Annotated in this window: 24 protein-coding genes; 8 read left to right on the top strand and 16 right to left on the bottom strand. The window is 64.1% G+C overall.

Features of this window, described 5'->3' with window-relative positions:
* Positions 1-30 precede the first annotated feature (30 nt).
* From PVE73_RS01455 to PVE73_RS01435, 5 genes are all read right to left on the bottom strand, one after another.
* Complete coding sequence (locus tag PVE73_RS01455; RefSeq protein ID WP_277365241.1) at positions 31-603, bottom strand: pyridoxamine 5'-phosphate oxidase family protein; 573 nt, start codon at positions 601-603, stop codon at positions 31-33.
* Positions 600-1,430: a helix-turn-helix domain-containing protein gene (locus PVE73_RS01450; RefSeq protein ID WP_277365240.1), complete on the bottom strand. Its 831-nt coding sequence runs from the start codon at positions 1,428-1,430 to the stop codon at positions 600-602. The genes PVE73_RS01455 and PVE73_RS01450 overlap by 4 nt, the downstream gene beginning before the upstream one ends.
* A 64-nt stretch (positions 1,431-1,494) precedes the next feature.
* The gene (locus tag PVE73_RS01445) at positions 1,495-2,787 is read right to left on the bottom strand and encodes a TRAP transporter large permease subunit (protein WP_277365239.1); all 1,293 of its coding nucleotides are present in this window, start codon (positions 2,785-2,787) and stop codon (positions 1,495-1,497) included.
* Between the two features lie 7 nt (positions 2,788-2,794).
* Positions 2,795-3,307: a TRAP transporter small permease gene (locus PVE73_RS01440; protein WP_277365238.1), complete on the bottom strand. Its 513-nt coding sequence runs from the start codon at positions 3,305-3,307 to the stop codon at positions 2,795-2,797.
* 63 nt (positions 3,308-3,370) lie between these two features.
* Positions 3,371-4,471, bottom strand: coding sequence for a C4-dicarboxylate TRAP transporter substrate-binding protein (locus tag PVE73_RS01435; protein WP_277365237.1), 1,101 nt, complete (start codon positions 4,469-4,471; stop codon positions 3,371-3,373).
* A 157-nt stretch (positions 4,472-4,628) separates the two neighbouring features.
* On the opposite strand from PVE73_RS01435, the gene ggt reads away from it, so the two are divergent.
* The 3 genes from ggt to PVE73_RS01420 all read left to right on the top strand — a co-directional run bounded on the left by ggt (position 4,629) and on the right by PVE73_RS01420 (position 7,370).
* The gene (ggt, locus tag PVE73_RS01430; protein WP_277365236.1) at positions 4,629-6,311 is read left to right on the top strand and encodes a gamma-glutamyltransferase; all 1,683 of its coding nucleotides are present in this window, start codon (positions 4,629-4,631) and stop codon (positions 6,309-6,311) included.
* A 166-nt stretch (positions 6,312-6,477) separates the two neighbouring features.
* Positions 6,478-6,951, top strand: coding sequence for a hypothetical protein (locus PVE73_RS01425; protein WP_277365235.1), 474 nt, complete (start codon positions 6,478-6,480; stop codon positions 6,949-6,951).
* Entirely contained in the window at positions 6,948-7,370 is a 423-nt protein-coding gene (locus tag PVE73_RS01420) for a hypothetical protein (protein ID WP_277365234.1), read from the top strand. Before PVE73_RS01425 ends, PVE73_RS01420 begins: the two co-directional genes overlap by 4 nt.
* Positions 7,371-7,781: 411 nt before the next feature.
* Here PVE73_RS01420 and PVE73_RS01415 read toward each other — a convergent pair whose 3' ends face one another.
* Both PVE73_RS01415 and PVE73_RS01410 read right to left on the bottom strand, forming a co-directional pair.
* Positions 7,782-7,961 carry a hypothetical protein gene (locus PVE73_RS01415; RefSeq protein WP_277365233.1) on the bottom strand — a complete coding sequence of 60 codons (180 nt, stop codon included), beginning with the start codon at positions 7,959-7,961 and terminating at the stop codon, positions 7,782-7,784.
* Between the two features lie 101 nt (positions 7,962-8,062).
* Positions 8,063-8,185 (bottom strand): hypothetical protein, encoded by a 123-nt coding sequence (locus tag PVE73_RS01410; protein ID WP_277365232.1) that lies wholly within the window; start codon positions 8,183-8,185, stop codon positions 8,063-8,065.
* Between the two features lie 226 nt (positions 8,186-8,411).
* Here PVE73_RS01410 and PVE73_RS01405 point away from each other — a divergent pair, with 226 nt between their 5' ends.
* The 5 genes from PVE73_RS01405 (at position 8,412) to PVE73_RS01385 (ending at position 12,853) form a co-directional block, all read left to right on the top strand.
* Complete coding sequence (locus tag PVE73_RS01405) at positions 8,412-8,984, top strand: aminotriazole resistance protein (RefSeq protein ID WP_277365231.1); 573 nt, start codon at positions 8,412-8,414, stop codon at positions 8,982-8,984.
* 15 nt (positions 8,985-8,999) lie between these two features.
* Positions 9,000-10,517: an ABC transporter ATP-binding protein gene (locus PVE73_RS01400; protein ID WP_277365230.1), complete on the top strand. Its 1,518-nt coding sequence runs from the start codon at positions 9,000-9,002 to the stop codon at positions 10,515-10,517.
* Positions 10,514-11,188 carry an energy-coupling factor transporter transmembrane component T gene (locus tag PVE73_RS01395; RefSeq protein ID WP_277365229.1) on the top strand — a complete coding sequence of 225 codons (675 nt, stop codon included), beginning with the start codon at positions 10,514-10,516 and terminating at the stop codon, positions 11,186-11,188. Before PVE73_RS01400 ends, PVE73_RS01395 begins: the two co-directional genes overlap by 4 nt.
* The gene (locus tag PVE73_RS01390; RefSeq protein WP_277365228.1) at positions 11,185-11,814 is read left to right on the top strand and encodes a phosphoribosyltransferase family protein; all 630 of its coding nucleotides are present in this window, start codon (positions 11,185-11,187) and stop codon (positions 11,812-11,814) included. Before PVE73_RS01395 ends, PVE73_RS01390 begins: the two co-directional genes overlap by 4 nt.
* Positions 11,815-11,905: 91 nt before the next feature.
* Positions 11,906-12,853: an IS630 family transposase gene (locus PVE73_RS01385; protein WP_277362644.1), complete on the top strand. Its 948-nt coding sequence runs from the start codon at positions 11,906-11,908 to the stop codon at positions 12,851-12,853.
* Positions 12,854-12,863: 10 nt separating this feature from the next.
* Here PVE73_RS01385 and PVE73_RS01380 read toward each other — a convergent pair whose 3' ends face one another.
* The 9 genes from PVE73_RS01380 to PVE73_RS01340 all read right to left on the bottom strand — a co-directional run bounded on the left by PVE73_RS01380 (position 12,864) and on the right by PVE73_RS01340 (position 23,239).
* The gene (locus tag PVE73_RS01380) at positions 12,864-14,552 is read right to left on the bottom strand and encodes an ABC transporter permease subunit (protein ID WP_277365227.1); all 1,689 of its coding nucleotides are present in this window, start codon (positions 14,550-14,552) and stop codon (positions 12,864-12,866) included.
* Entirely contained in the window at positions 14,549-15,592 is a 1,044-nt protein-coding gene (locus tag PVE73_RS01375; RefSeq protein ID WP_277365226.1) for an extracellular solute-binding protein, read from the bottom strand. Before PVE73_RS01375 ends, PVE73_RS01380 begins: the two co-directional genes overlap by 4 nt.
* Positions 15,589-16,644, bottom strand: coding sequence for an ABC transporter ATP-binding protein (locus PVE73_RS01370; RefSeq protein ID WP_277365225.1), 1,056 nt, complete (start codon positions 16,642-16,644; stop codon positions 15,589-15,591). The genes PVE73_RS01375 and PVE73_RS01370 overlap by 4 nt, the downstream gene beginning before the upstream one ends.
* Positions 16,628-18,250 (bottom strand): CocE/NonD family hydrolase, encoded by a 1,623-nt coding sequence (locus PVE73_RS01365; RefSeq protein ID WP_277365224.1) that lies wholly within the window; start codon positions 18,248-18,250, stop codon positions 16,628-16,630. Before PVE73_RS01365 ends, PVE73_RS01370 begins: the two co-directional genes overlap by 17 nt.
* 1 nt (position 18,251) lies before the next feature.
* Positions 18,252-19,073, bottom strand: a complete 822-nt coding sequence (locus PVE73_RS01360) for a creatininase family protein (RefSeq protein ID WP_277365223.1) — start codon at positions 19,071-19,073, stop codon at positions 18,252-18,254.
* A gap of 18 nt (positions 19,074-19,091) precedes the next feature.
* Positions 19,092-20,609, bottom strand: coding sequence for a class I adenylate-forming enzyme family protein (locus PVE73_RS01355; protein ID WP_277365222.1), 1,518 nt, complete (start codon positions 20,607-20,609; stop codon positions 19,092-19,094).
* 140 nt (positions 20,610-20,749) lie between these two features.
* Positions 20,750-21,760, bottom strand: a complete 1,011-nt coding sequence (locus tag PVE73_RS01350; RefSeq protein WP_277365221.1) for a LysR family transcriptional regulator — start codon at positions 21,758-21,760, stop codon at positions 20,750-20,752.
* Entirely contained in the window at positions 21,697-22,752 is a 1,056-nt protein-coding gene (locus PVE73_RS01345) for an ABC transporter permease (protein WP_277365220.1), read from the bottom strand. Before PVE73_RS01345 ends, PVE73_RS01350 begins: the two co-directional genes overlap by 64 nt.
* Positions 22,739-23,239 (bottom strand): ABC transporter permease subunit, encoded by a 501-nt coding sequence (locus tag PVE73_RS01340; protein ID WP_277365219.1) that lies wholly within the window; start codon positions 23,237-23,239, stop codon positions 22,739-22,741. The genes PVE73_RS01345 and PVE73_RS01340 overlap by 14 nt, the downstream gene beginning before the upstream one ends.
* Between the last annotated feature and the right edge of the window lie 121 nt (positions 23,240-23,360).

Raw genomic sequence — 23,360 nt, 5'->3', positions numbered from 1 at the left:
CGCAGCGGGGTCAGCCGGCCGGCGTCGCGCTTACCCCTCTCGCGCCTCGGCAAAGCTCAACTGATCCTTTATCATCTCTATCAGACTGGGCATCTCCGAGCGATCTGGCCATGTCTCGGGCTTCCACAGGTCCGAGCGCATATAGGCTTTGGCGCAATGTAGAAACACCTCGCGCACCTGCACGATCATCACCGTCTTCGCGGGGCGTCCGTTGACGGCCAACTTCTCGCACAGCGTTGCGTCGGCGGTGATGCGCGCCCGGCCGTTCACGCGCAAGGTCTCGTTCATGCCGGGAATCATGAAGAGCAAGCCGACCGATGGGTTACGGATGACATTCGAAAACGTGTCGAGCCGATTGTTCCCGGGCCGGTCAGGAATGGCAAGCGTGGTCTCGTCAAGCACCTGTACGAAACCCGGCGCATCGCCCTTCGGGGTCACATCTGCGTTGCCCTCGTCGTCCTGGGAGCCGATGGCCACCAAGGGCGCGCGCGCAATAAAGCGAGCCGCATGCGGATCGATAGCGGGGATCTGCTTGCGCACCGCGTTCGTCGACGGAGCAGTATAGAGGCTTCGCAACTCGTCCAAAGTCTCGATGAATTTCATGTCCTGTCCTTCGGCGATCCGACAGTGGAAAACTGCATCGCCTTCGCCCGGTTTGCAATTTCCGCCGCCGCTTCCTGCAGGCGAGGCACGTATTGGCGCTCGATCTGTTCGACCGACACCGCGTTTCGTGCCGTCACGACATTGAGACAGCAGCGCAGCTCTCCGTCTACGATCACCGGCACGCCGGCGCCGGCCTCGCGGTCCAGAAACTCGCCCGATTGCAACCCGTAGCCGCGCAAGCGAGTCTCGTGCAGGATGGCACGCAACTGTTCGGGATTTGCCATCAAATCGCGCGATTCAAGCGAATGTGGATTGTCGAAACGGAGGATTCTTTCACGCATTTCCTCGGGACAGAAAGCCAGCCAGGCTCGCCCTGTGGCCGAGATGGAAAACGGCAGGCTCGATCCTGCCCCGCGCGATCGCACGACCGCGAACTGCGGTTCCGAGGTGTTGGTATCGGCAATCACGAGCTGGTCGTTCTGGCAAACCACGATATCCGAGGGCCAGCCCAGATAAGCGCGAAGTTCGGCGACGATGGGTCGGGCGATGTTCACGATCTCGTCCACCGCGTCATAGCCATTGCTGAGCGCCAGCGCCCGCAGCCCTACCGCAAAAGTCTTGCGCATAGGATCGTAGGTGGCAAATCCCCCGGCCTGGAGTGTCTCGAGCATTCGCAGTGTTGTTGCCTTGGGCAGCCCACAGCGCTTGTGCAGCGCGGTCAAACCGGCCGGGCCGATCGCATTCAAAGCCTCAAGAACCTCCAGCACTTTGAGCGAGGCCGAAACGGCTTTGTAGACAGGGGGCTTACGGGCAGGTTCGTTCGTCACCTGGATCGTCTCCTGATTGGTCTGCACCCGCCGCCGTTTCGGGGGGCTATTGCCTCCTGTTCCCTCACATCAGGTTGGGCAACCAGAGCGACAGGCCTGGAAAGGCGATGAGTAGCCCGACAATCACCACTTCGCACAGCAGAAACCAGCTCAGCCCGGCAAAGATCGTGCTAAGCGGGACCCTGTCACCAACAATATTTTTCACGATGAAGGCGTTCATACCGACCGGTGGCGTCAACAACCCCACTTCGATCATCTTCACCACCAACACGCCGATCCATATCAAGTTAATATCCAGTTCCTTGAACATCGGCAAAAAAATAGGAAGCGTCAGTAGGATAATCCCCAGTGGATCGAGGAACATGCCGAGGATCAGATAGACTACGATCATGATCAGTATGACCCCGAGGGTACCGAGATTCCACGCCTCCACCACATCGCCCATCATGAGCGGCAGCCCCGACATGGCCAAAAAACGGGTAAACAGGATAGCCCCGATGGCGATGAAGAATAGCGAGGCGGTGGTGCGCATGGCCTCCGTGAAACTGTCATATAGCGCGCGCTTGCTCAGTCGCCCCGAGAAGAGCGCGATCAGCAGCGCAAAGCTCGCCCCGAAAGCACCCGCCTCGGTCGCAGTGGTCATGCCCGAGAAAATCCCGCCGACGACGCATAGAATTAGCAGCGGCATCGGCCAGATGTCGGTCAGCGCCGCAAATTTTTCGCGCCAGGTGACGGTGATGTCGGCACGCGGCGCCAGATCGGGATTGTGCATGCACCGCAGGATGATCATCGCCGAATAGAGGCCCGCCGTCAGCAGGCCCGGGACGATCCCCGCCACGAGCAGCGTGCCCACGGGCTGCTGCGTGTACCAGCCATACAGCACGAAGGCGATCGACGGCGGGATGAAAGCGCCCAACGTGCCTGAGGCGGCGATGGTCGCCGTCGCGAGCCCCTTGTTGTAGTTGAAGGCGAGCATCTCGGGGATAGCCAACCGGCCCATGGCGGCGGCAGTGGCGAGGCTTGATCCCGAGGCGGCCGCAAACCCGGCCGAGGCGAAGTTCGATGCCACAGCAAGCCCGCCGGGCAGTCCGTTGAACCACAACCGCGCCGCCTGATAGAGCGAGCGCGTCATCCCGGTATGCGAAGCCAATGCCCCCATCAGTAGAAACATCGGCACCGCCGATAGTGACCACGAAGCGGCGAAGTCGAACGGCAGTGACCCCAGCACGCCAAAGGCGGGACGGGTGCCGCGCAGCGCGATGATCCCGCCGATCGAGACCAGCGCAAGCGAGATGGCGATGGGCACGCGGACGGCGAGCAGCACCAGAAGCAAGATGAAGCAGACGGCGACGATCATGGGATCCCTATGCGTGTTGGCCGTCACCGCCCAGCGCGGCCCGAATATCTTCGGCGACGAGCAGCAGGAACCATGCCAGCATGGTCAGGCACCCCAGCGGCACCAGCCAGCGCGCGGGCCAGATTTCGACATAGCCAAAAGCCGTCTCCCAGGTCTCGCCGATCCGCGTCTGATGCAGCGCCTCGGCGGCAGTGAACCATAGCAGCAGCGCGGCATAGACCGCCCCCAGAAGATCGCCGAATGCATCCAAAGCCGCCCTACCTCTTGGTGGCAGGTTACGGGTGAACAGATCCACCCCCACATGGCCGCGATCCCGCGTTACCAGCCCCAGCGGCAAGAAGATCAGCGCGACCATGTAAAAGCTCGCCACCGCCTCGAGCGTCAGGGGTATCGGCCTGTTGAAGAGATATTTCGACAGCACGTCCGCAGTGACCTGAACCATCATCAGGGCCACGCTGAGAAATGCGATGGCGAGGATCGCATTGTTGGCCTTGTCCAGCCAGTGGCGAAGGGTTTTCATGATCGGCCCAGTTGGCAAGGGCAACGCCTCATCGCGGCGCATGCCGGACGGGCGTGCCGGGGATCACAGCGCTAGTTTCTGAAAGACTTCACGGTCTATCGCGTCAATGAAAGCTGCGCGATCGTCGCCGACCTCGGCAAGGATGCCGCGCCATTTCTCGACAAGCGCCATATAGGTCCTGATCCGCTCCTCGGCGCCTTCAATTCCAGCCTTTTCGGCATTCGCGATCGTGTTGGCGATCTCGCCCTCGCGGAAGTCGGCCAGCGCCTGTTTCATGTCATCGCCCGGTTGAACCACCACCACGCCGGCGTCCTCGGCGGCTGCCAGCGCATCGTCGCCACCTGCCTTGTAGGCCAGCAGCGCATCGACGACCAGTTCAGCGAGGTTGTTACGAATTGCCGCTTGTTGCGCCCCGGACAAACCGTCCCAGACGTCGCGATTCATCACCAGAAGGCCAGCATTGAAATAGCTGCCCATCGGCAGATCGATCACCGTCTCGACCACATCGCTCAGACTGTAGCTGTCGAGCCACGCAGTCGAGGCGATAGTGCAATCCGCCTGCCCTCGCTGCAGCGCCTCATATACTTCGGAACTGGGCAGGGTGACGGCGGTCGCGCCGAGTTGCTGGACAAGCACTCCCATCCGGCCGCTGGAACGGGTCTTCCTATCGGCAAGTTCGGCCACCGATCTCACATCGTCGGCGCACATCAGACGGTACGGGTCCGGCCCATAGAGCGCCAGGGTCAAAATTCCCTTTTCCTTGCGCTCTGCCTGACATGCCTCACAGGCGACGAGCTGCATTTCGTTCGCCGCCGCGGCATAAACAACAAAATCGTCCGGCAGGGCGATCATATCCGCGAACATCGAACTCACCGGAACTTCCTGTCTCGTATAAATGTCGAGCAGAAGGCCCAAATCCGTGACGTTGTCGCGCAGCATCTGAACAGTTTCCTTGACGCTGCCCATGGCGCCGCCAGGGATGAGTTCGATGCTGAGCTCCCCGTCGGTTGCCGCGTGCACGCGCTCGAAAAACGGGTTCAGCGCCTCTTCGTGCACCAGATGCGGTGCGGGTAGCGTGCTGCCGTAGGTGAGTTTGGTTTCCGCGCGGGTCACTGTGGCCGAAACGGCGACGATGGCGGCAGCGATTAGACCGGCAGATTTCATGGCGTATCCTCCCTAGCATAGCGTCGGACGCAGAACCTAGGTTCATTTGATGAACCAGATATTTTCCACATGAACCATGCTAGACGTATTATCTTTCTTGAGTCAATCATGAGGGCAAGAGCCATTTGGCTCATACGTTGAACCACGGAGATCCTTCATGACCGACCCCACTTCCGTTCCCCCCTTTAACTGCGAGAAATCGCCCGCCATTGGCGCGAAGGGCGTGGCGGTGACAAATCATCCCCTGGCCTCGGCGGCGGCTATGGAAATTTTGGCGCTCGGCGGAAACGCTGCCGACGCCACGGCAGCCGCATTGTTCGCGCTGACCGTGGTTGAGCCGATGATGGTGGGCATTTTCGGCGGTGGCTGCGCAGTGATCCGCATGGCCGACGGTCGCGAGGCGGTGATTGACGGGCTCTGCACCGCGCCGCTGGGCTGTAAGCCGGATCAGTATCGCCCAATTTCGAATACCTGGCCCACCTACATGGAGACCGAGGGCCGAGAAAATCGCGTCGGTATCCGGTCGATCGCAGTGCCCGGCAATCTGCGCGCATGGTGCGAGATGCTCGGCGAGTTTGGCAAGCTCACCCTGTCCGAGGTCCTCGCCCCGGCGATCCGCCTCGCCGAAAACGGCTTCATTGTGACCCCTTACCTGGAAAACTGCATCGCCGAACATGTCGACGATTTGTCGCTCGATCCGGCGATCTCTGCGATCTTCCTGCCCGACGGCACGCCGCTGAAGGCTGGCGACCGCCTCATTCAGAGCGACTACGCCCGGACATTGCGCCGGATTTCGGCCGAAGGACCCGACCTACTCTATCGCGGTGATCTGGCCCGCGTGATCCACGACTTCATGCAAGGCGGCGGTGGTTATGTCACCGCCGATGATCTGGCCTCCTACCGCACCGAATGGCGCGAGCCCGTGCGCGGCACTTATCGCGGTGTCGACCTGATCGGCCCGCCTCCACCCTGTTCCGGCGGGGTTCACGTGATCCAGATGCTCAACCTGATGGAGGGCTACGACATCACCGGCAAGGGCTTCGGCACGCCGGAGACGGTGCATCTGGTGCTGGAAGCGCTGAAGATCGCTGCTGCGGACCGCCGCGCCACCACCGCCGACCCGGCTTTCGTGAATGTTCCCATCGAGCGGCTCATCTCGAAAAGTTATGCCGAAGAACGCCGCCCGGAAATCCGCCCCGACGCGGCGTCGGTTCACGTATCGAAAGTGCTCCTCCGCGAGTCCGACAACACCACCCATGTAACCATGGCCGACAGCGAGGGGAATGTCGTCAGTTCGACCCAGACGATCAATTCGCTCTTCGGCGCACGGGTCGTGATCCCCGGAACCGGGATCATCCCCAACAACTACATGTATCTCTTCGATCCGCACCCCGGCAACGCTCTTTCGCTGGAAGCAGGCAAGCGCATTACCTCCGGCATCTCGGCCTTCATCGCGCTGCGCGAAAACCGGCCCTATTTCGCGGTCGGCCTGCCGGGCGCGCATCGCATTCCTGCCTGCGTGTTTCAGGCGATCATGAACATTGTCGATCACGGCATGTCGCTGCAGCAGGCGGTCGAGGCGCCGCGCGTCTTCACGCAAGGCCAGGAGGCCGAGCTCGAGAAGGGCTTCGCCGCCGAAACCCGAGCGGCGCTGGCGGCCCTGGGACACGACGTGCAAGAGGTGCCCCACGTGGGCGGCGGCATGGGAATCATCGGCTTTCAGGAGAACGGCCTGATGGAAGGCGCAGCTTGCTGGCGCGCCGATGGCACGGTGATGGCGATCGGCGGCGGCCTTGCCCGGCCCGGCGTAAGCTTCTGGCCCGATCCCCACGGACGTTGACGGGATTCGATCGAAGTCATGAAGGCCCGGGAGAAGCCAATTCGAGCCAACGAGATCGAGCCTGCCAGCGCGCTACAAGCTGAGTTGCTGCGTCTGCCGCGGATCAGAACCCGGTGATCGCGCCGGCCCCAAGCCATTCAAATCTAATGAGCGACCTGAGACATAGGTGGCGATTCGTACCGGACACATGGCGATGGCGGTGGAAGAGGGCGTCGACGTCCACCACGGACTGAAGGTCTATTTCAACCTGACCAAGGAACAGCGTCTCGACGTTCAGGTGATCTCCAACACGAACATCTCGGTGCCCACAGACCTGCTCGACCGCATGTACGCCACTATGGAGGGCAAGGATCTCCGTGCCTGGTGTCAGAAGGTAGGGCTGCTCGAAAAAGGTCAGGATTTCGCAGACAGGAGCAAGCACGGTGCCCCCATGACGGTGAAGGAGGCGCGAACCTTCATCGCCAACTTCTGTCTAGGCAAGGCGATTCCGGCCGAGAAGTTCGAGTCGGTTGAGACGGTGCCCCAGGTCGTCGAGTCCGGCGAGCGCCACCCGGTCCTGTGGGAGGACACGGTCAAGAATAATCCGGACCTCTGGAGCGACCTTCAGCTTCTGGAGGCAGGGAAGCGGTTCGCGGCATGATCGCGGCGCAGGCAGAACATTTCCGGGACCCCAAGAGCAAGAAGCTCAAGGGCAAGCCGGATCAGATTCATAAGACGAAGAATATCGCGCTCCTTGCTGCATGGGCCTTCGTGGCGGGCGCCCTGCAGGGCAACCAGCAGCGTCTGCAGCGGCACTATGGCCTGATCACGTCCAAGAGCAAGGACCCGCTCCGAGCCGACTTGCTGGTCAAGGAGCGACACACCACCGACGCGGACAGCTACCGAGGACTTGGCTTCCGCTCGGACGCCAAGGAGCGAGGTCGTTTCACTCAGTTGTTCTGGCTGCAGGCTGAGAAGGGCTCAGGGTTCACCTCCGCGATGATCGATTCCGCGATCAAGGGATACGAGGCGAAGCGCGCCCAGCTCGTTTATCAGGAAAGCAACTCGATGACGCCATGAACGCGATCCTGATGGGTGTCGACGCCCTCTACCGAGTAGCGCTGAGCAAGCCGCTGCCCTACGCAAAGAAGGGCCTCGACGGTGGGCTGTCAGTCTAGGCCGTCGTCAGGGCGGTCAAGCACCAGTTCGGCCCTGCAGTTCCGGCAGTCCTCATGAGCCTCGGCCGCGCGGGCGTCAGGTGGTCGGCGAGGTCCGCCAACGCGACTTTCTGGAGCGCCAACTACTCTGAAATCTGCTTTGATTGAGAACGCCGGACGCCGCCGATTGCCGCCATGGATCAGGTTGACGGCGGCCGCCGCGTCTGTGGCGTGGCCCACGGCCTGGCGAGAAGGGCGGGCGGTGCACCGCGAACTCCCAGAATACGTTGTGGCCGGTATTCTCCGCCACAACGATGCCAAACTCGCAGGACTCCTAAAGGGCCGGCACATCGTCGAAGGGCAGCTCGGCGATGTGCACTTCGCCGGTTTTAAGCGTAGCGAGCCGCGCCTGTGGCTCCGGCTCGACTATGATGACCGAGCCCTTCATGTAGAACGGCCCTTGTTCTCCGCGAGCTTGCCGAAAATTCACGTGGTCCGGGTTCTTTTCCAGCACGATCTTGTCGCCCTTCGTCCAAGAGACGAACTTCCAGGGCCTAAGCCGCTTGCCGCTGTGGTGCCGAATCCTTCCGTATCCGCGTTGGAGTGGCAGACGGTCTAGGAGAAGCTGCCAGCCAGGAACGGGACGAGAGCCGCAAAGGGCTTTTCCAGCGTGATCTTCACCGCCAGCGGACCGATCGCCTCGGCACCTCTCACCGCCCCCCAGCTCGCATGTGTCACGCCGGGGGCTGTCGAGGTCGGAGGCCCGGTCGATCGTGTACTTCACCTCGTTGGCGTCGAGCGGCGTGCCGTCGTGGCGTTTAGTGTCGTCAAAGTGTGAAGACGTGCTCGGTGCCGTCCTCGTTCGCCGTCCAGGACTTCGCCAGATGGGGCAACACCGGTAGCCGGGCTTTCCGGCACGGCACTTGCATGTGAAGCCAGAGGCAGCATCAGTGGGGTATTTACCATGCAAGAAACCACGAACGCGCGCGTCGAGGGCGACTCGCTCTTTCCCATCGTGCTTTCGATCGTCGCTGCAGCGGCGACCGGCGTGCTCTGGGCCTACGCGAACCCTATTCAACTCGTCCCGGGCGTCATCCAGTGGCGAATCTTTGCTTTCCTGCCGCCGCTGGTGGGCATTTTGCTCGGCTGGAAGAGCGGCTTCATCTGCGGCTATCTCGGCACGATCGTCTGGTCGCTTCTTGCAGGCACCTTCATTCCCGCCCACTCGCTCATCGTAGATGGCATAATGGTGGGTCTGACCGGCCTTCTGCCGGGGCTGATGTTCGACCCGGCGAAGACGACGTTCGACCGTATCGCACTGGTGAAAATTGCGGCAGTTTGCCTGATCGTTGGTCTCGTGATGGTGGTTGCCGTCTCCGCAAGCCTCGCCTTCCTGGGCATCTTTCCTTTCTGGTGGGCGGTGTTCTATCTGGGCCTGTCGGATATCGTGCCCATGATCATCGGCACTCCCCTTTTCGTCATCCCAGCGCTGAAAATCCTGAAGAACGCGCATCCAACGGGCTTCTCCCGGTTCTGAGCCGAAGCGGAAGAGGTGCTCACGCTCGAGAACGTGACGGTCGGCTTCGGCGAGGCAACGCCGGCGATTGCCGACACCAGCATGACGCTCGCCCGCGGCGAGCGTCTGCTCGTCTGCGGGGCCGGAGGGGCGGCCAAGACCACGCTACTCGCAGTGGCGGCAGGGATCATCCCCCGCCTCGTCAGGCCGGCGCGCTTCGCGGGTTCCGTATCCCTGAACGGCCGGCCGCTTGCGGCCCTTTCAAAGGATGAGCTCTTCACCAAGGCCGGCATCGTCATGCAGAATGTCGATGACCAGCTCTGGGATCTGGGCGTCGAGGACCTGATCGCCTTCCCCCTCGAAAATCGCGGCGTGGAGCAAAAGCGCTTACGTGAAAGGCTGGAGGTGCTGCTCGGCGCGCTCAAGCTCGACGCGCTCAGAGGGAGGCGGGTCCTCTCCCTCTCTGGGGGAGAGCGGCGGATGGTGGCAATTGCGGCAGCACTGGCCGCCACGCCCGCCCTGCTCATCCTGGACGAGCCCACCACGGGCCTGGACCCGGCCGCGCGCCAGCGGCTGGGGCGGGTCCTTGCAGCACTTGCCGCCGACGTGCCTTCGCTGCTCGTGGCCGAACAGGATCCCGGCGCGTTCGAAGCGATCGCGCAAACCGTGCGCTTCCTGACGGCGGGCAGGCTCTCGCCGCCTGCCGCCGCCCACACCGTAATGGCCCAGCACGAGCCATGGCTCGAAGCGGGTGTCCTGCCGCCCCGGCGCCGAGCCGCCTACGCGCCCCGCCGTTCGCCCGGTCGTACGCTTCTTTCGGTTGCTGGACTTACGACGCGGCTTGCCCGCCGAGACGGCAGGCCGGTGCTGCGGGACGTTTCCTTCGAACTCCGCGCTGGCGAGGCGGTCGCGCTGGTGGGGCGCAACGGCGCCGGCAAGACGACGCTGTTTCAGTCGATTCTCGGCCTGTCCAAGGTGGCAAGCGGCTCCGTTGCAATCGGCGGAATGCCCGCCGATGGCTGGACGGTGGCACGGCGCGCCCGCGCGATTGCCTATCTTCCGCAGAACATGCGCCGCATCCTTTTCAACATGACGGCGCTTGAGGAAGTGGTCTTCGCAATGACCGCGGGAACTCTGGCCAGCGAAGCGACCATGAAGACGGCGCGCGATGCGCTTGAGAAATACGGGCTCGGCACGCTCACTGAAGCCAATCCCTTCGGGCTTTCGGTGCGGCAGCAGGCATTGCTGGGCCTCGCCTGCGCCGACGCAGCGCAATCCCCGGTGGCGATCCTCGACGAACCGCTGCTCGGCCGCGACCTTCACGGCCGCCGCATGCTGGACCTCTTCCTGGATTCCATGCTGTCGTCGGGGCGCGCCCTCATGCTGATCTCGCACGATCTGGACCTGGTCGAGGAGGCCGCCTCGCGCATGCTGATCCTGGAGGACGGCGGGATCACCTATGACGGAACGCCGCGGGAAGGTTGGACATCGAAGGCGTTTTTCGAGCTTGGCTGGGCCGTGCCTTCGGTGCTGTCCGCAGAGGCGGCCGCATGAAGAGGGTGCATGAGCTCAACTTCTTCGTGAAGCTGGCTGCGGCCTTCGCCGTCATGCTCGCAGCCTGGCTCATGCCGGACTGGCGCTTCGGCCTGCTTCTGGCCGGATTCTCCATCGGCTTTCTGCGGCTGGCGCGGGTGTCCGGGCTGCGCGGCTATCTCAAGGGAGCAGGCCTGCTCGTTCTCCTGGTCATGACGAGCTGGATCGCCAACCTCCTGCTGCAAGGCCAACCGCTTGCCGCAGCTCTGCCGATCGCGGCGAGCATGGCGGCGCGCCTGCTCACCACCACCGCGGCGTTCTACTTCGTGATGGAGACGAGCACCCCGGGCTCCATCCTGGCGGCGGCCAGCGCCGCGCGTCTTCCGCCGATGGCAACGCTGGTCCTGTCGCTCACATTCGGGGTCATCCCCATGCTGCGCGAGGATCTCGAGCGCATTGCGGATGCGCAGCGCGCCCGCGGCATGGAGATCGATGATGTGCCGTTGCCGGTCCGGCTGCGCTTCGCGCTGGCGCGGGGAATCCCGCTTCTCGTGCACGCCATCCGCATGGCGCACGCCATCTCGCTCTCCCTTTCCATCTATGGGTTCGACATGCACCGCAAGCGCACGACATGGCGCAATGTGGGGCTATTGGTCGAGCCGCGCCTCCCCAGCCAAGGATCAGCAGAATGAACAATCCCTCGCCGGTCACCCGGCAGACATGGCAGGTCGACGTCGCCGGGCTGACCGTCGAGCTGCCCATCGTGGCCATCAAGCCCGACTTCGCCATTTCGCTGATGATGGTCGTCGATCTCGGTGTGAAATTCGGCGAGCATGTCGGTCGCAAGCTTGCCGAAAAGCTCGGTCCGCTAAAGCCCGACGTGGTGGTGGGTGCTGCCACGCTCGGTATTCCCGTCGCCATCGAAGTGTCGCGCGCCCTTGCTCTCGATTCGTATGTGATCCTGCAGAAGTCGCCGAAAATCCATCTGGGGGACGCACTCGTCCAGCGCATCTCCTCCATTACATCGAAGGGCGAGCAGCGCCTGCTTCTCGACCGCCGCTCGATACCGCTGCTTTCGGGCAAGCGGGTGGTGGTGGTTGACGACGTGGTCGCCTCGGGGTCGAGCCTGAAGGGCTCCATCGAGTTGGTGCGCAGCGCGGGGGCGAATGTCGTGGGCTCCGGCGTAATCCTTACGGAAGCACGGGATTGGCAGACGATGCTTGGGGAGGACCGCGCATTGATCCATAGCTTGGCCCATATTCCGCAGTTCGCGCCGGGTCCGGACGGATGGACGCCGATTCCGGAGACGTTTCTCTAGAGCGGTTCCGGTTGTGTCTGAATCGAAGGGGGATTCCGATTTCGGAGGTTTTGTGATTCAAGATGCTGGCTGGAGTGGAGGCCAGCATGGGATGACGCGACCTCTTTCGAATGATCTGCGTGAACGTGTTGTTGGGGCGGTCGAGGCCGGCGAGAGCTGCCGGTCGGTGGCGGCTCGTTTCGGCGTTGCCGTCTCGTCGGCGGTGAAGTGGTCTCAGCGCTACCGTGCGAGCGGGTCTGTGGCGCCGGGCAAGATGGGCGGGCACCGCAAGCGCGTGCTGGAGCCGCACCGTGCCTTCATCGCCGAGCGGATCAGCCAGACGCCGCATCTGTCGCTGCACAAGCTGAAGGAAGAGCTGGCGGCGCGCGGCGTGAAGGTGTCGCACGATACGGTGTGGCGGTTCCTGCGCCGCGAGGGGCTTCGGTTCAAAAAAACGCTGTTCGCCCTTGAGCAGGCTCGTGCCGACATCGCCCGCCGGCGGCAACGCTGGCGTTCTTGGCAGTCCGGTCTCGATCCGACACGGCTGGTGTTCATCGACGAGACCTGGATCAAGACCAACATGGCGCCGCTGCGGGGCTGGGGACCACGCGGCAAGCGCCTGCGCGGCTTTGCCCCGCACGGCCACTGGCGCACGCTGACCTTCCTCGGCGCTTTGCGCCATGACCGGCTGACGGCGCCTTGCGTCTTCGATGGACCGATCAACGGCCAGTGCTTCCGCGCCTATGTCGAGCAGCAGCTCGTGCCGGTGCTTGAACCGGGCGACATCGTCGTCATGGACAATCTCGGCTCACACAAGTCGGCCGCCGTCCGGCAGATGATCAAAGCCGCCGGCGCAAGGCTCTGGTATCTGCCCCCATACTCGCCCGACCTCAATCCGATCGAGCAGGCCTTCGCCAAGATCAAGCATTGGATGCGCGCGGCTCAGAAGCGGACCATCGAGGAGACATGGCGGCACATCGGCGGCCTCGTCTCCTTAATCCAGCCCAGTGAATGCAGCAACTACTTCGTCAATGCAGGATACGCTTCCGTCAAAACCTGAAAGGCTCTAGTCATCGCGCATACAATCGATCGAGCCGAACGGCGCGCCCGATCAGGATCAGTGCAACGACGGTGAATGCGATCAGCAGTGCGGAGATCGCGTGCGCAGTCGGCTCGAGGCTGAAGGTGGAATCAGCGTAGATGCGGACGGGCAGCGTGGTGAGCCGCGCCGTGGTGACGAAGCTGGTGACGGTCACCTCGCCGAAGCTCAAAAGGAATCCCACCATGCCGGCGGCGAACAGCCCGGGTGCCAGCGCCGGCAGCGTCACCAGCAGGAAAGTCCGGGCCGGATTGGCGCCAAGGCTCGCTGCCGCTTCCTCCAACGCGCGGTCGAGCGCCATCACCGATGCGGTGAGAAGGGTGATCGCAAAAGGCAGGATCACCACCACGTGGATCGCCATGAGGCCGATGAACGGCGGGATGGCGACATAGATCTGCAAGAGCCGCAGCATGCCTACCCCGATCGCGATGCCCGGCAGCGACAGCGGCAGGAGCCAGAACACGAGCAGCACCGAGCGCCCCCTGAACGGATGGCGCGCGAGCGCGAATGCGGCGGGCAGCGCCAGCGCCAGCGCAACGACCATCGAGGCCAGCGCAAGCCGCATCGAAACCCAAAACGAATCGGCATAAGCCCCGCCCCACAGCACCGCCTCGTACCAGCGCAGGGTGAAGCCGCGGAAACCGGAGGCGGTCGCCTGCGGAACGTCGTTGAAGCTCTGCACGCAGACGAGCACCAGCGGCAGAAGCAGCAGCAGCAGGGCCGCGGCGAGCAACAGCCATGAGATTGGTCGTCCGACCACGTCTATGACGGCAAGCACGGCTTTCGGAGGTGTGACCGGGCGGCTTTTCCTGCCCGATGTCCACGGCATGAGCCGGCCGATGAGAAAAGAGGTGAGCGCGGCGAAGGCAAGGCCGATCGCGGTCATCATCAGCGCGAGCGCCGCAGCCATCGGAGCATTGAGGTAGTTGATCGCCTCCTGCACGACCAGCATTCCGGTGGTCCACACCTTCTTGCCGCCGAGCAGCGTCGCCGAAACGTAGGCAGTGGTCGACGTCAGGAAGACGATCACGATGCCGGCCCTCAAGCCGGGCAGGGAAAGCGGCAGGTCGACCGTCAGGAAGCGGACGGCGGGCGAAGCGCCCAGGCTCTCGGCCGCCTCGTGCACGCGGGGCGACGTGTTCTGCAGGCTGTCGTAGAGCGCCAGCACCATGAACGGCATGAAGACCTGCGCCAGCGCTATGGCGACTGCCCCGTGGGTGAACAGCATGTTGCGCATGGGCGGCAGGCCGACGAGCCCGGTGACGGAATTCAACAGCCCCTCCGGCGCAAGCAGCAGGATGATGCCCAGCGAGCGCACCACGACATTTGTGAGCAGCGGAATGAGGATCACCGAAAATGCCAGCGGCCGCCATTTCGCGGGCATGCGCGCCAGCCAATAGGCGAGCGGGTAGGACAGGACGATGCAGATGGCTGTGACCCCGAAGCCGAGCAGCATGGTCTCGCGGATGACGCGGGAATAGAACGGATCGGTGGCGATCACGGTGAACTGGGCAAGCGAAGGCCTCTGGAGCAGCGGTCCAAAGGGATCGGCCACTTCGTGCAGCGACAGCATCGCCACGACCAGCATCGGCGCGGCGAAACTGAGGAGCAGGCAAAGGGTGACCGGCGCCGCGAGCGCCGGTCCGAGCCAACGGTTCATCCCGCGATCTCGCGGTCGAAGCGCGCCTGCCATTTCGGCAGGCCGGCGGTCACGACGTCCCAGTCGAAGTCGACCAAGCGGTCGACCTGGTCGCCGATGATGAGCTTCGGCTTCAGATCGTCGGGGATGGTGAGGTTGCTCACGGTCGGCGAATAGTAGATTTCGCGCGCATAGGCGAGCATGCAGTCCTCGCTCAGGTGCAGGTTGATCCACTCCTCGGCGAGCTTCTGGTTGCGCGAGCCTTCGGTGATGCAGGCGACGTTCATCGTCACCGCCTGGCCTTCGACCGGATCGGCGATTTCGATATTGGGATTGCGCGTCTCGGCATAGGAGCGCGTGAAGCTGCCGAACTCGATCGACAGGTCGCAGATGTCCTGGTCGAACATCTCGAAGAGCTGCGCCTGGCTAGACTGTATCGCGGCGAGCGGCTTCAGTTCCTTGATCTTCTCGAAGGCGATCTCGACATTGTTCTCGTCGCCGCCCCAGGCGCGCGCGGCCATCATCAGCGCCGATATTCCCTCGGCGCCGCCCATCAAGGGCCAAGCGATGCGACCCTGCCACTCGGGATTCCACATGTCCTTCCAGGAGGTGATGGGTGCGGAGGCCCGCGTCTTGTCATAGACGATCGTGCAGGGATTGAAGGCCACTCCGTAGCCGCCCAGGCGAGCAAGGGGATAGAGGTTCTCGAAGTTCTCGACGGCCGGCGTGGGCGCCTGGGTGACACCGTCCCGGACGGCTTGGCGGCTTTCGTAGATGTTGAGGTAGATGACGTCGAAGCTTGGGCGCCCGCGCTCGGCATAGGCGCGGGCGCGGCGCTCGCCGGTGCCGCCCAGCACGTAGCTGATCTTGCAGCCGTATTTCTCCACGAGCGCAGGTTCGATATGCGCCTTGACGATGCGCTCCTGGGCCCCGCCCCAGACACCGACCACCAGTTCGTCGCCCGGCTTGGGCTGCGCGACGGCGGGACGCACGAAATGGTAGGGGGCAGTCAGGCCCGCTCCCAGGATGAGCTTGTTGACGGTTCGGCGTGAAACGGTCATGCGCGGTGCTCCTTGTGCGAATGGATGAAGGTGGTCCCGCCGGACAAGGACTGGATCCTGCACGCCGTCCCGACGGGTGGCGGCGGCAGGTCTGAAGGCAGGAGGAGGCGGATGGTGCCCGCGGCCGATTCGATGTCGGCCTCGTAGACGTCACCCAGATAGCCGGTGCTGACGAGCGTGCCCGTGAGCGAAAGCGGGCCCGGCTCGTCCGATACACGAAGCCTGGCGGCGCGAAGCACCAACCGATCGGCACCTTCGGGCGCGCCGGCGCAGGTCAGGCCCGGTGCGTGAAAAACACCGTCGCGGCTCACACCCTCGATCACCGTCCGCGAACCGAGGAAGGAGGCCGTAAAGGGCGAGGCAGGCCGGTCGCAGAGCTGCTCCGGCCGCCCCGTCTCGGCGATCGCGCCCTTGTTCATGACCACGATGCGGTCGGCGATCGCGAGGGCCTCCTGCTGATCGTGGGTTACGAAAATCGTCGTGATCGCCAGCCGCTGTTGCAGCGCGCGGATTTCGGCGCGCATGTCGGCTCGCAGATGCGCATCGAGATTGGAGAGCGGCTCGTCGAGCAGCAGCACTTCGGGTTCGATGACCAGGGCCCTTGCCAATGCCACGCGCTGTTGCTGCCCGCCAGAAAGCTGACCGGGATAGCGCTCCGAGAGGTTACCAAGGCCCACCGTGTCAAGAACGGCCCGCGCGCGCTCGCGCAGCTTCGCGGTCGGCACGTGGCGCATGCGCAGACCGAATCCGACATTGTCCAGCACGGTCAGGTGGGGAAACAGCGCGTAGGATTGGAAGACCACGCCGATATTGCGCTTGTGCACCGGCTGCCGCGTGATGTCGCGGCCGTTGAGCACAACCATGCCGGAATGCGGCTTCACGAAACCGGCAATCATCCTCAGCGTCGTGGTCTTGCCGCATCCGGAAGGTCCGAGCAGCGAAACCAGTTCGCCCTTCAGTACCTCGATGGTGACACCGTCGACCGCACGCGTGTCGCCGTAGATGGCCGTGACGTTGTCGAGCGTCAGATACGGGTTAGACGGCATCGGCATCAGGCGTTTCCTCGGACAGGATGGGCAGGTCGATCCGCGACGGCCGCATGGCGCCGTGGCTGATTTGCAGCGTCACGGGCGCGGCGCCCATGCCGGAGGCCGGATGGATGTCGAAGGCCGGCCAGCCCCCGCCTTGAAGCGACAGCCTTAGCGCGCATCCGGCGGGCACCGTGGCGCAGGTGGCGTTGAGCGCGATCGCGATTTCCTGTGATCCGCCGGCATGGCTGCGCGCATAGCCGGTGGCGAGCACGAACGCTCCTCCCTGCGGGTGGACCAGCGACAGGCGCGCGCTGAGGTCGAAACCCGGCTCGGCCGTGGCTACCTGGATCGCGGCTTTCGCCTCGCCGGCCAGCAGCACCGTCTTTTCGAAGGGCGGCGTGGTGTAGACGGCCACGTCGGCCCGGTCGTCGGCCGCGCGCGGATCGGCGAAGCCGTTGGGCGTGCCCAATGCCCCGCCCACCATCGGTGCCGGCCTCGTCGGGTCGTGCACAAAGAGGTCCTCGCCGGGCTCTCCGGGTTCGCGCGCCAGCCTGCCGTCGCTCACCAGCGCGGCCGCAAGACCCGACGAGGCGAGAAAGAAGGAGGTCGAAGCGGCCGCCGGCCGATGCGGAAGCGTCAGCCAGCGCCGCCGGCCCATATCGAACATCTGGGCAGACGGTGGCCGCTCCCCTTGTCCCTTGAGGTAGAAGTCGAAGAAGGCGAGCTGGGCGCGGTCGACCGAGAACTCGGCCGCCGCACCCATGTCTGCCGTTCCGGCAGAGCGGTTCCACGGTAGGTGCGCCCACGGGCCGACCACCAGATGTGCGGTCTGGGGGCTTTTCGCGCGGAACGCCGCATCCGCGGCAAGCGTGCCGCCGAGGAGGAAGTCGTTCCAGCCGCCGGTGTGCAGCACGGGTATATCGAGGGGATCGTCGGCAAGAAGCTGCGATGGGGCTATGCGCGCCCAATAGGACGGATCGTCGGCCAGCCATGCGGCCAGATGCGACAGGTCCGGCCGGGCGACGAGCAGCTCGCGCAGCCGATCATGGCCGCAGGGACCGGAGAGCGCGGCATGGGCCTCAAGATCGCCGGCGCGCGCAGCCTTGAGCTTCGCCATCTGCACCGCCCAGCCGACATTGTTCTGTATGCGGAAGGCCCCGCCTTCATAGGCCCAGTCGTCGCGCAGCGACCATCCGCCCATGGCGGGTGCGAGCGCGTCAGGACGTCTGCCGCCCCCTGCCAGCGCCAGATATTGCGTCACTGCCTGGTAGCTGAACCCGTAGAGCCCGATGCGGCCGCTCGAATAAGGAAGCTCCGCAGCCCAGTCGAGCGTGCGCACGCCGTCCGCCGCCTCGTTGACGAAAGCCTGGTAGTCGCCGCCGCTGTCTCCGCAACCGCGCACGTCCTGCACGACCACGATATAGCCCCGCGCCGCGTACCAGGCGGGATGCGCAAACACGACCGTGGATGCGATGGCGCGGCCATAGGGCTGGCGCATCAGGAGGACCGGATGGTGGCCGCCGCTTGGCCGGTAGATGTCGGCGACGAGCACCGCCCCATCGTCCAAACCCAACTCCGCGCGCTCGGGGCCGATCACGGCGAAGCGTGGCGGAGAGGCAGTGTTCACCTCACGCGCCCCCGAAGGCGGTTTTCCGGGTCATGCCGTCCAGCGGAAAGTCCAGCACCTCCTGGAAGAGACGGACAAGACCTTCGGCACAACGCTCCACGACGATCCGTCCGCGGTCCGCGTCGGCGGCCGAGGCATTGCCGCAGGCGCCCCAAGGCTGCACGTCCTGCGTCTGCCAGCCGTAGCCGACGAGCGCGCCCTCGGGCATCAGCAGGCCGCCCTTCTTCTCCATCTCCACCGAGACCGGCACGAAATCCCGTGCGTATTCCATGTCGATCAGATCGCGATGCAGATGGAGCATCAGGCTTGTTTCCATCTCGCCGCCGTGGATGCCGTGCTTGCGCTCGTGCGCGCTGAACAGGTCCGAGATGTCGGCGCCGCTGTAAGCCCAGGCGCTGACGGCGAACATGCCGAGCTTGACCCTGAGCTCACGGCAGATGATCTCCATCACCTGCGGCTGACCGCCATGCGAATTGATGAACACGATCTTGCGGCAGCCGGCGCGGTACACGCTTTCGGCGATTTCGTACCAGACACGCGCCAGCGTTTCGTAGCTGAGCGTCAGAGTGCCGGGATAGGCGATGTGCTCCACCGACTTGCCCACTGCCTGCATGGGAAGCACCAGCACCGGCATGTCCGCCGGCATCAGCTCGACCGTGCGCGTCAGGACCCCGGCGTTGATCGCGGCATCGACCTTGACCGGCAGGTGCGGCCCGTGCTGTTCGACCGCCGCGACGGGCAACACCGCCACGACCTTCGACATGTCCAACTCGGCGAAGTCCTTGGTGGTATGGTCCCACCACCAGTGCGATTTGAGCTGCATTCGAAATCTCCGGTCGTGTCAGAGCCCTGCCCGGGCGCGGGCAGTGAGCTCGGCCTTGGCGATCTTGCCGGTCGGCGTCATCGGCATCTCGGCAATTGCGACGATCTCGAGCGGTGCAAGGTCGTAGCTCACCGTCCCGGCGATCATCCGCTTGAGCGCGTCCGCATCGACCGCCGCCGCTGTCTCCACGAAGGCCACCGGACGGCTGCCGAGCGCTGGATCGGGCACGCCGACCACCGCGGCGCCGGCGATGTCGGGATCGGTGCAAAGCGCCTCCTCGACATCGCGCGGATACCAGTCCTGCGCGCCCACTTCGATCAGCTCGGAGCGGCGGCCCCGCATGGTGACCTGCCCCTCTGCATCCATGGAGCCGAGGTCGCCGGTCCACAGCCATCCGTCGCGCAGCGTTTCCGCGGTCTTCTCGGGACGCTGCCAATAGCCGACCATGAAGCCGCCGCGCAGCGCGATTTCGCCCACGGCGCCAACGGGCAGTTCGTTGCCGTCCCGCCCGAGAATGCGCACCTCCTTGTCAGGCAATGGCGGGCCCACGCGGCGCGTCTCTTGATCCCGCGGGCCTATTTCGGGAAAGCCGAGCGCGACGAAACCGCCGAGCTCCGACTGGCCGTAGCTCTCGACGAGCGGAATCCCCAGCGTCTGCTGGAAAGCCGCCTTGAGCTGCGGCGGCACCGGCCCGCCGCCGGACAGGCCCAGCCGCAACCGGCCTGGCTTTCGGCCGCGCAGCGTCCCCTGGACAAGAAGGTCTTGCAGGATCGGCGGGTTGGCGATCAGCATGGTCGCCTGCCGTACCTCGATCGCATCGTATCCGGTCTCGGCCGTCCAGCGGCCCATCACGTTGATCGACGCACCACGGGAAAGCTGCGGCAAGAGATTGCCGACGAGCTGATAGGAACTCGAAAGCGCGCTCGGGCCGAAGGATATGTCATCGCCGGTGATGCGCAGCCGTTCGGCAATGCAGCGGCAGGCCCGCACGGTAGGCTCGTGCGCTAGGCACGCACCCTTCGGCTTGCCTGTCGTCCCGGACGTATAGGACAGGTGCGCAATCGCCGTTTCGTCTGAAGGATCGGCCGGCGCAGGCAGTCCGGCCGCCATGAGCTCGGGGAGGCCGTGCGCACCGTCCTGCGGACCATCCATGCAAACCAGCGCCTTGACCGAGGAAACACCGGCTGCGGCACGGCGCACCGCATCAACCATATCGTGGGTGTAGATGACCACGCTCGGCTCGTGGTCGGCGAAATAGTAATCGAGCTCGTCGACGAATTTCACATTGACCAGCCCCGCGATTGCGCCAATCCGCCAGCACCCGAGCATGGCGACAAGGTAGTCGAGCCCGTTATGCGCGAAGATCGTGACGCGGTCGCCTTTGCGCACGCCGAGCTCGTGGAGAGCGCCGGCCATGCGGTCCATGGCAGCGGCCGCTTCCGCATAGGTGAGCCCACGGCCGCGGTCCACCCAGAAGAAGCAGGGCTTATCCGGAGTTCGGTTGGCGCCATCCAGCAACAGTGTGTGCATGAGCATCGCGCAGGATTCCCTTCGATCGGTCAAGAATTCGGGCTGATCGCCTAAAATTTAGGCGTCCATCGTTTCTGCAATGATAGTAGGCAGGAACGGGCTCGCCGCGTAAGAGCAGCTGCGACATACCTGTTATTACCGATCGCTTATGACCTAGCAGTCTCAAGGGGTTGCGTCATCCTTCCGCGCAATGTGCCGGCAATTTCCGCGCTGTGCAGCGCAAGGTCGAAGCGCTTGGCGGCACTCTTGACGAGCCCGCGCAGCCATCGATTGTGGGCGCTGAAATGCGCGCGCTCGTGCCATAGCATGTAGAGATTCATCTCGCCGAACTCCGCAGGCGCCTCGATGAGGCGGAGCTGCCCCGGGGGCGATGCGGCGATGATCCGCTCGGCATAGGGACGGGCCGTGGTGAACAGCAGGTCGGTTTCCGCAAGCACCGCCGGGATCAGTGAATATTCCGGCACCGACATGGCGATGCGGCGCTGCACGCCAAGCTGATAAAGGCGGCCATCTATCGGACTGAACGCAGCGCTCGTGCCCGGCGTGGGCGAGACGTGGTCAAATCCCAGATAGGCCTCCAGCGGGATCGGCCCCGGCCCCAAAAAGGAATGGTCAGCGCGCGCCACGCAGGCGATGCCGCAGTGAAGAAGCGCCGAATGCCGCAGGCTTGGCGTGGGTGCCGGCCAGTTGCCGATGACGATATCCACCCGCCCAGCGCCCAATTCCTGCTGCAGGTCGGAGTTGGGGGAGGGGGCGAAGAAGTCCACCGCAATCTGTGGCGCCTCCCTCCTTATCCGCTCGCCGATCGCCGGGATCAGGAAGATGCCGAAGCAGTTGACCGCCGCGATGCGGATGCGGGTCTGGGCGGTGCGCGGATCGAAGGTCGAGGCCGGCAACAATGCCTCGGAGAGGCCGCCGAGGACCATCTCGATAGCGCGCCGCACCTCTTCGCCGCGCTCCGTCAGCACGAGCATGTGGCCGCTGCGCACGAGCAGCGGGTCGCCGAATACATTCCGCGCCTTCTTCAGGCTCTGGCTCACCGCCGGCTGCGTCTGCCCCAGAAACACGGCCACCCGCGAAACATTGCGCTCACTCAAGAGCAGATGCAGCGTGCGGAGCAGCCGGACGTCAATGGTGGGATTAAGATGCGCGAACATGGCGCTACCTCTCTGATTGCAACCTCCCCTTCGGTTGCCTCTGGCCTAGTGCCAAACAAGTAATGCAAATATCGCGCCAGTCTTTGAACCAGGAATGCCGCTGCCCCTTGACCTGCATCAGGCGTGCATAATGGCCAGGCCTCCGGCGTTCCTGCCTCCAACAAGCGGGCGAAGAACCGAAGCACCTTGGATGCTATTCTCGAGGCCGCTTGACGGAAGCGTGGGCGGCGATCGCGCCTACGCAAAGGACCGACACCAGAAAGGTTTGCGCCCGACATGGCGTAGATCGTCGGCGAGGCGCCGGAATTCATCTTGCCGAAGAGGACGACCGGCAGTGTGTTCTGTCTGCCCGCGAGATAGAAAGCGCGGGTGAACTCGTTGAGGGACAGCAGGAACGAAAATACGAAAGCGCTGACAAGGCCGGGCCGGATCAGCGGCAGGATGATGTCGCGGAACTGCCTCCACCGGCCGGCGCCGAGATCCGCGGCTGCCATGAGAAAAGAGCCGCGCACCGCCGCGAAGCTGGTCAGGATGACGATGAACGCGAAGGGCATCGCCCATAAAAGATGCCCTGCCATCACGGTGAGGCCCGAAGCCTTGACCCCGACGCGGGTCATGATGACCGAGAGGGCAAGCCCTTGGATGACGCCCGGCACGAACATCGGAAGAATGACGATCAGGAACCACCTGGCGCGGCGGATATGCAGCTCGACATAGGCGAGAGCCGCGAGCAGGGACAGCAAGGTGGCGGCCAGCGCCGTTCCCGTCGCAATCGCAACCGACTGCCAAAGTGCCGCGAGCAGCGCGCGTTCGCCCGCCAGCGCGGCATACCATTTCAGCGTCGCTTCCGACGGGTAGGGCGAGCGGGGCTGGAGGGACGGGCTGAACGAAATGCCGAGCAGGTAGAGCGGCGGCGCGTAGATCGCCACGAAGCCGAGGACGGTGATCGTCCAGACCACCAGCCGCGGGATAGGCTCGTCACGGATCGTCATTGTTTCCGATCCTCGAACAGGCGCGCCAGACCGTCCAGTTGCCAATCAGCACCAGGCCGAAGATGATGACGAGGACAATCGTCGAAATGGCGAAGGCGAGCGGATAGTTCGCTACCCGCATCACGTCGTTGATCATCACCGATATCACGCTGGCGCCGGCGCCGCCCAGCATCTGCACCTCGGTCGACGATCCCGCGACCATGACGAACACGAAGAGAAAGCCGGCGAAGACGCCGGACAGGGTGAACGGCAGAAGCACGGTTCGCAACACGGTCCAGAAGCCCGCGCCGAGGTCGCGCGCCGCCGCAAGGACGATCGGATCGACCCGCTGCATGGCCAGGATGAGAGGGAAGGTGGCAAAAGGCAGGTAGGAGGCGACTAGGCCCACGATCACCGCAAAGTCGCTGAACAGCAGCCAGTCGATCGGCGCCGATATCAGCCCGACGTCCTGCAGCAAGGTGTTGATAATGCCGGTCCGGCCAAGCACCAGCCGTCAGGAGAAGGAGCGGATCAGATAGGAGGTGAAGAAGGGGATCGTCATCAGCGCCAACAGCACGACGGCGAGCCGACGGCCGGCGATAAAATGGACTGCATAAGCAGTCGGATAG

The sequence above is a fragment of the Chelativorans sp. AA-79 genome (genome assembly GCF_029457495.1).
Classification (GTDB): domain Bacteria; phylum Pseudomonadota; class Alphaproteobacteria; order Rhizobiales; family Rhizobiaceae; genus Chelativorans.
The sequence above is the reverse complement of the archived record's forward strand: the minus strand, read 5'-3'. Positions and strand labels throughout refer to the sequence as shown.

What these genes read in the sequence shown, in the direction of transcription:
- PVE73_RS01435 (WP_277365237.1), bottom strand. Translation starts at nt 4,471, where the DNA reads ATGAAATCTGCCGGTCTAATCGCTGCCGCCATCGTCGCCGTTTCGGCC.
- PVE73_RS01355 (WP_277365222.1), bottom strand. Translation starts at nt 20,609, where the DNA reads ATGCTCATGCACACACTGTTGCTGGATGGCGCCAACCGAACTCCGGAT.
- PVE73_RS01375 (WP_277365226.1), bottom strand. Translation starts at nt 15,592, where the DNA reads ATGACCGTTTCACGCCGAACCGTCAACAAGCTCATCCTGGGAGCGGGC.
- PVE73_RS01420 (WP_277365234.1), top strand. Translation starts at nt 6,948, where the DNA reads ATGATCGCGGCGCAGGCAGAACATTTCCGGGACCCCAAGAGCAAGAAG.
- PVE73_RS01385 (WP_277362644.1), top strand. Translation starts at nt 11,906, where the DNA reads ATGACGCGACCTCTTTCGAATGATCTGCGTGAACGTGTTGTTGGGGCG.
- PVE73_RS01445 (WP_277365239.1), bottom strand. Translation starts at nt 2,787, where the DNA reads ATGATCGTCGCCGTCTGCTTCATCTTGCTTCTGGTGCTGCTCGCCGTC.
- PVE73_RS01380 (WP_277365227.1), bottom strand. Translation starts at nt 14,552, where the DNA reads ATGAACCGTTGGCTCGGACCGGCGCTCGCGGCGCCGGTCACCCTTTGC.
- PVE73_RS01360 (WP_277365223.1), bottom strand. Translation starts at nt 19,073, where the DNA reads ATGCAGCTCAAATCGCACTGGTGGTGGGACCATACCACCAAGGACTTC.
- PVE73_RS01350 (WP_277365221.1), bottom strand. Translation starts at nt 21,760, where the DNA reads ATGTTCGCGCATCTTAATCCCACCATTGACGTCCGGCTGCTCCGCACG.
- PVE73_RS01440 (WP_277365238.1), bottom strand. Translation starts at nt 3,307, where the DNA reads ATGAAAACCCTTCGCCACTGGCTGGACAAGGCCAACAATGCGATCCTC.
- ggt (WP_277365236.1), top strand. Translation starts at nt 4,629, where the DNA reads ATGACCGACCCCACTTCCGTTCCCCCCTTTAACTGCGAGAAATCGCCC.
- PVE73_RS01395 (WP_277365229.1), top strand. Translation starts at nt 10,514, where the DNA reads ATGAAGAGGGTGCATGAGCTCAACTTCTTCGTGAAGCTGGCTGCGGCC.
- PVE73_RS01455 (WP_277365241.1), bottom strand. Translation starts at nt 603, where the DNA reads ATGAAATTCATCGAGACTTTGGACGAGTTGCGAAGCCTCTATACTGCT.
- PVE73_RS01370 (WP_277365225.1), bottom strand. Translation starts at nt 16,644, where the DNA reads ATGCCGATGCCGTCTAACCCGTATCTGACGCTCGACAACGTCACGGCC.
- PVE73_RS01345 (WP_277365220.1), bottom strand. Translation starts at nt 22,752, where the DNA reads ATGACGATCCGTGACGAGCCTATCCCGCGGCTGGTGGTCTGGACGATC.
- PVE73_RS01405 (WP_277365231.1), top strand. Translation starts at nt 8,412, where the DNA reads ATGCAAGAAACCACGAACGCGCGCGTCGAGGGCGACTCGCTCTTTCCC.
- PVE73_RS01390 (WP_277365228.1), top strand. Translation starts at nt 11,185, where the DNA reads ATGAACAATCCCTCGCCGGTCACCCGGCAGACATGGCAGGTCGACGTC.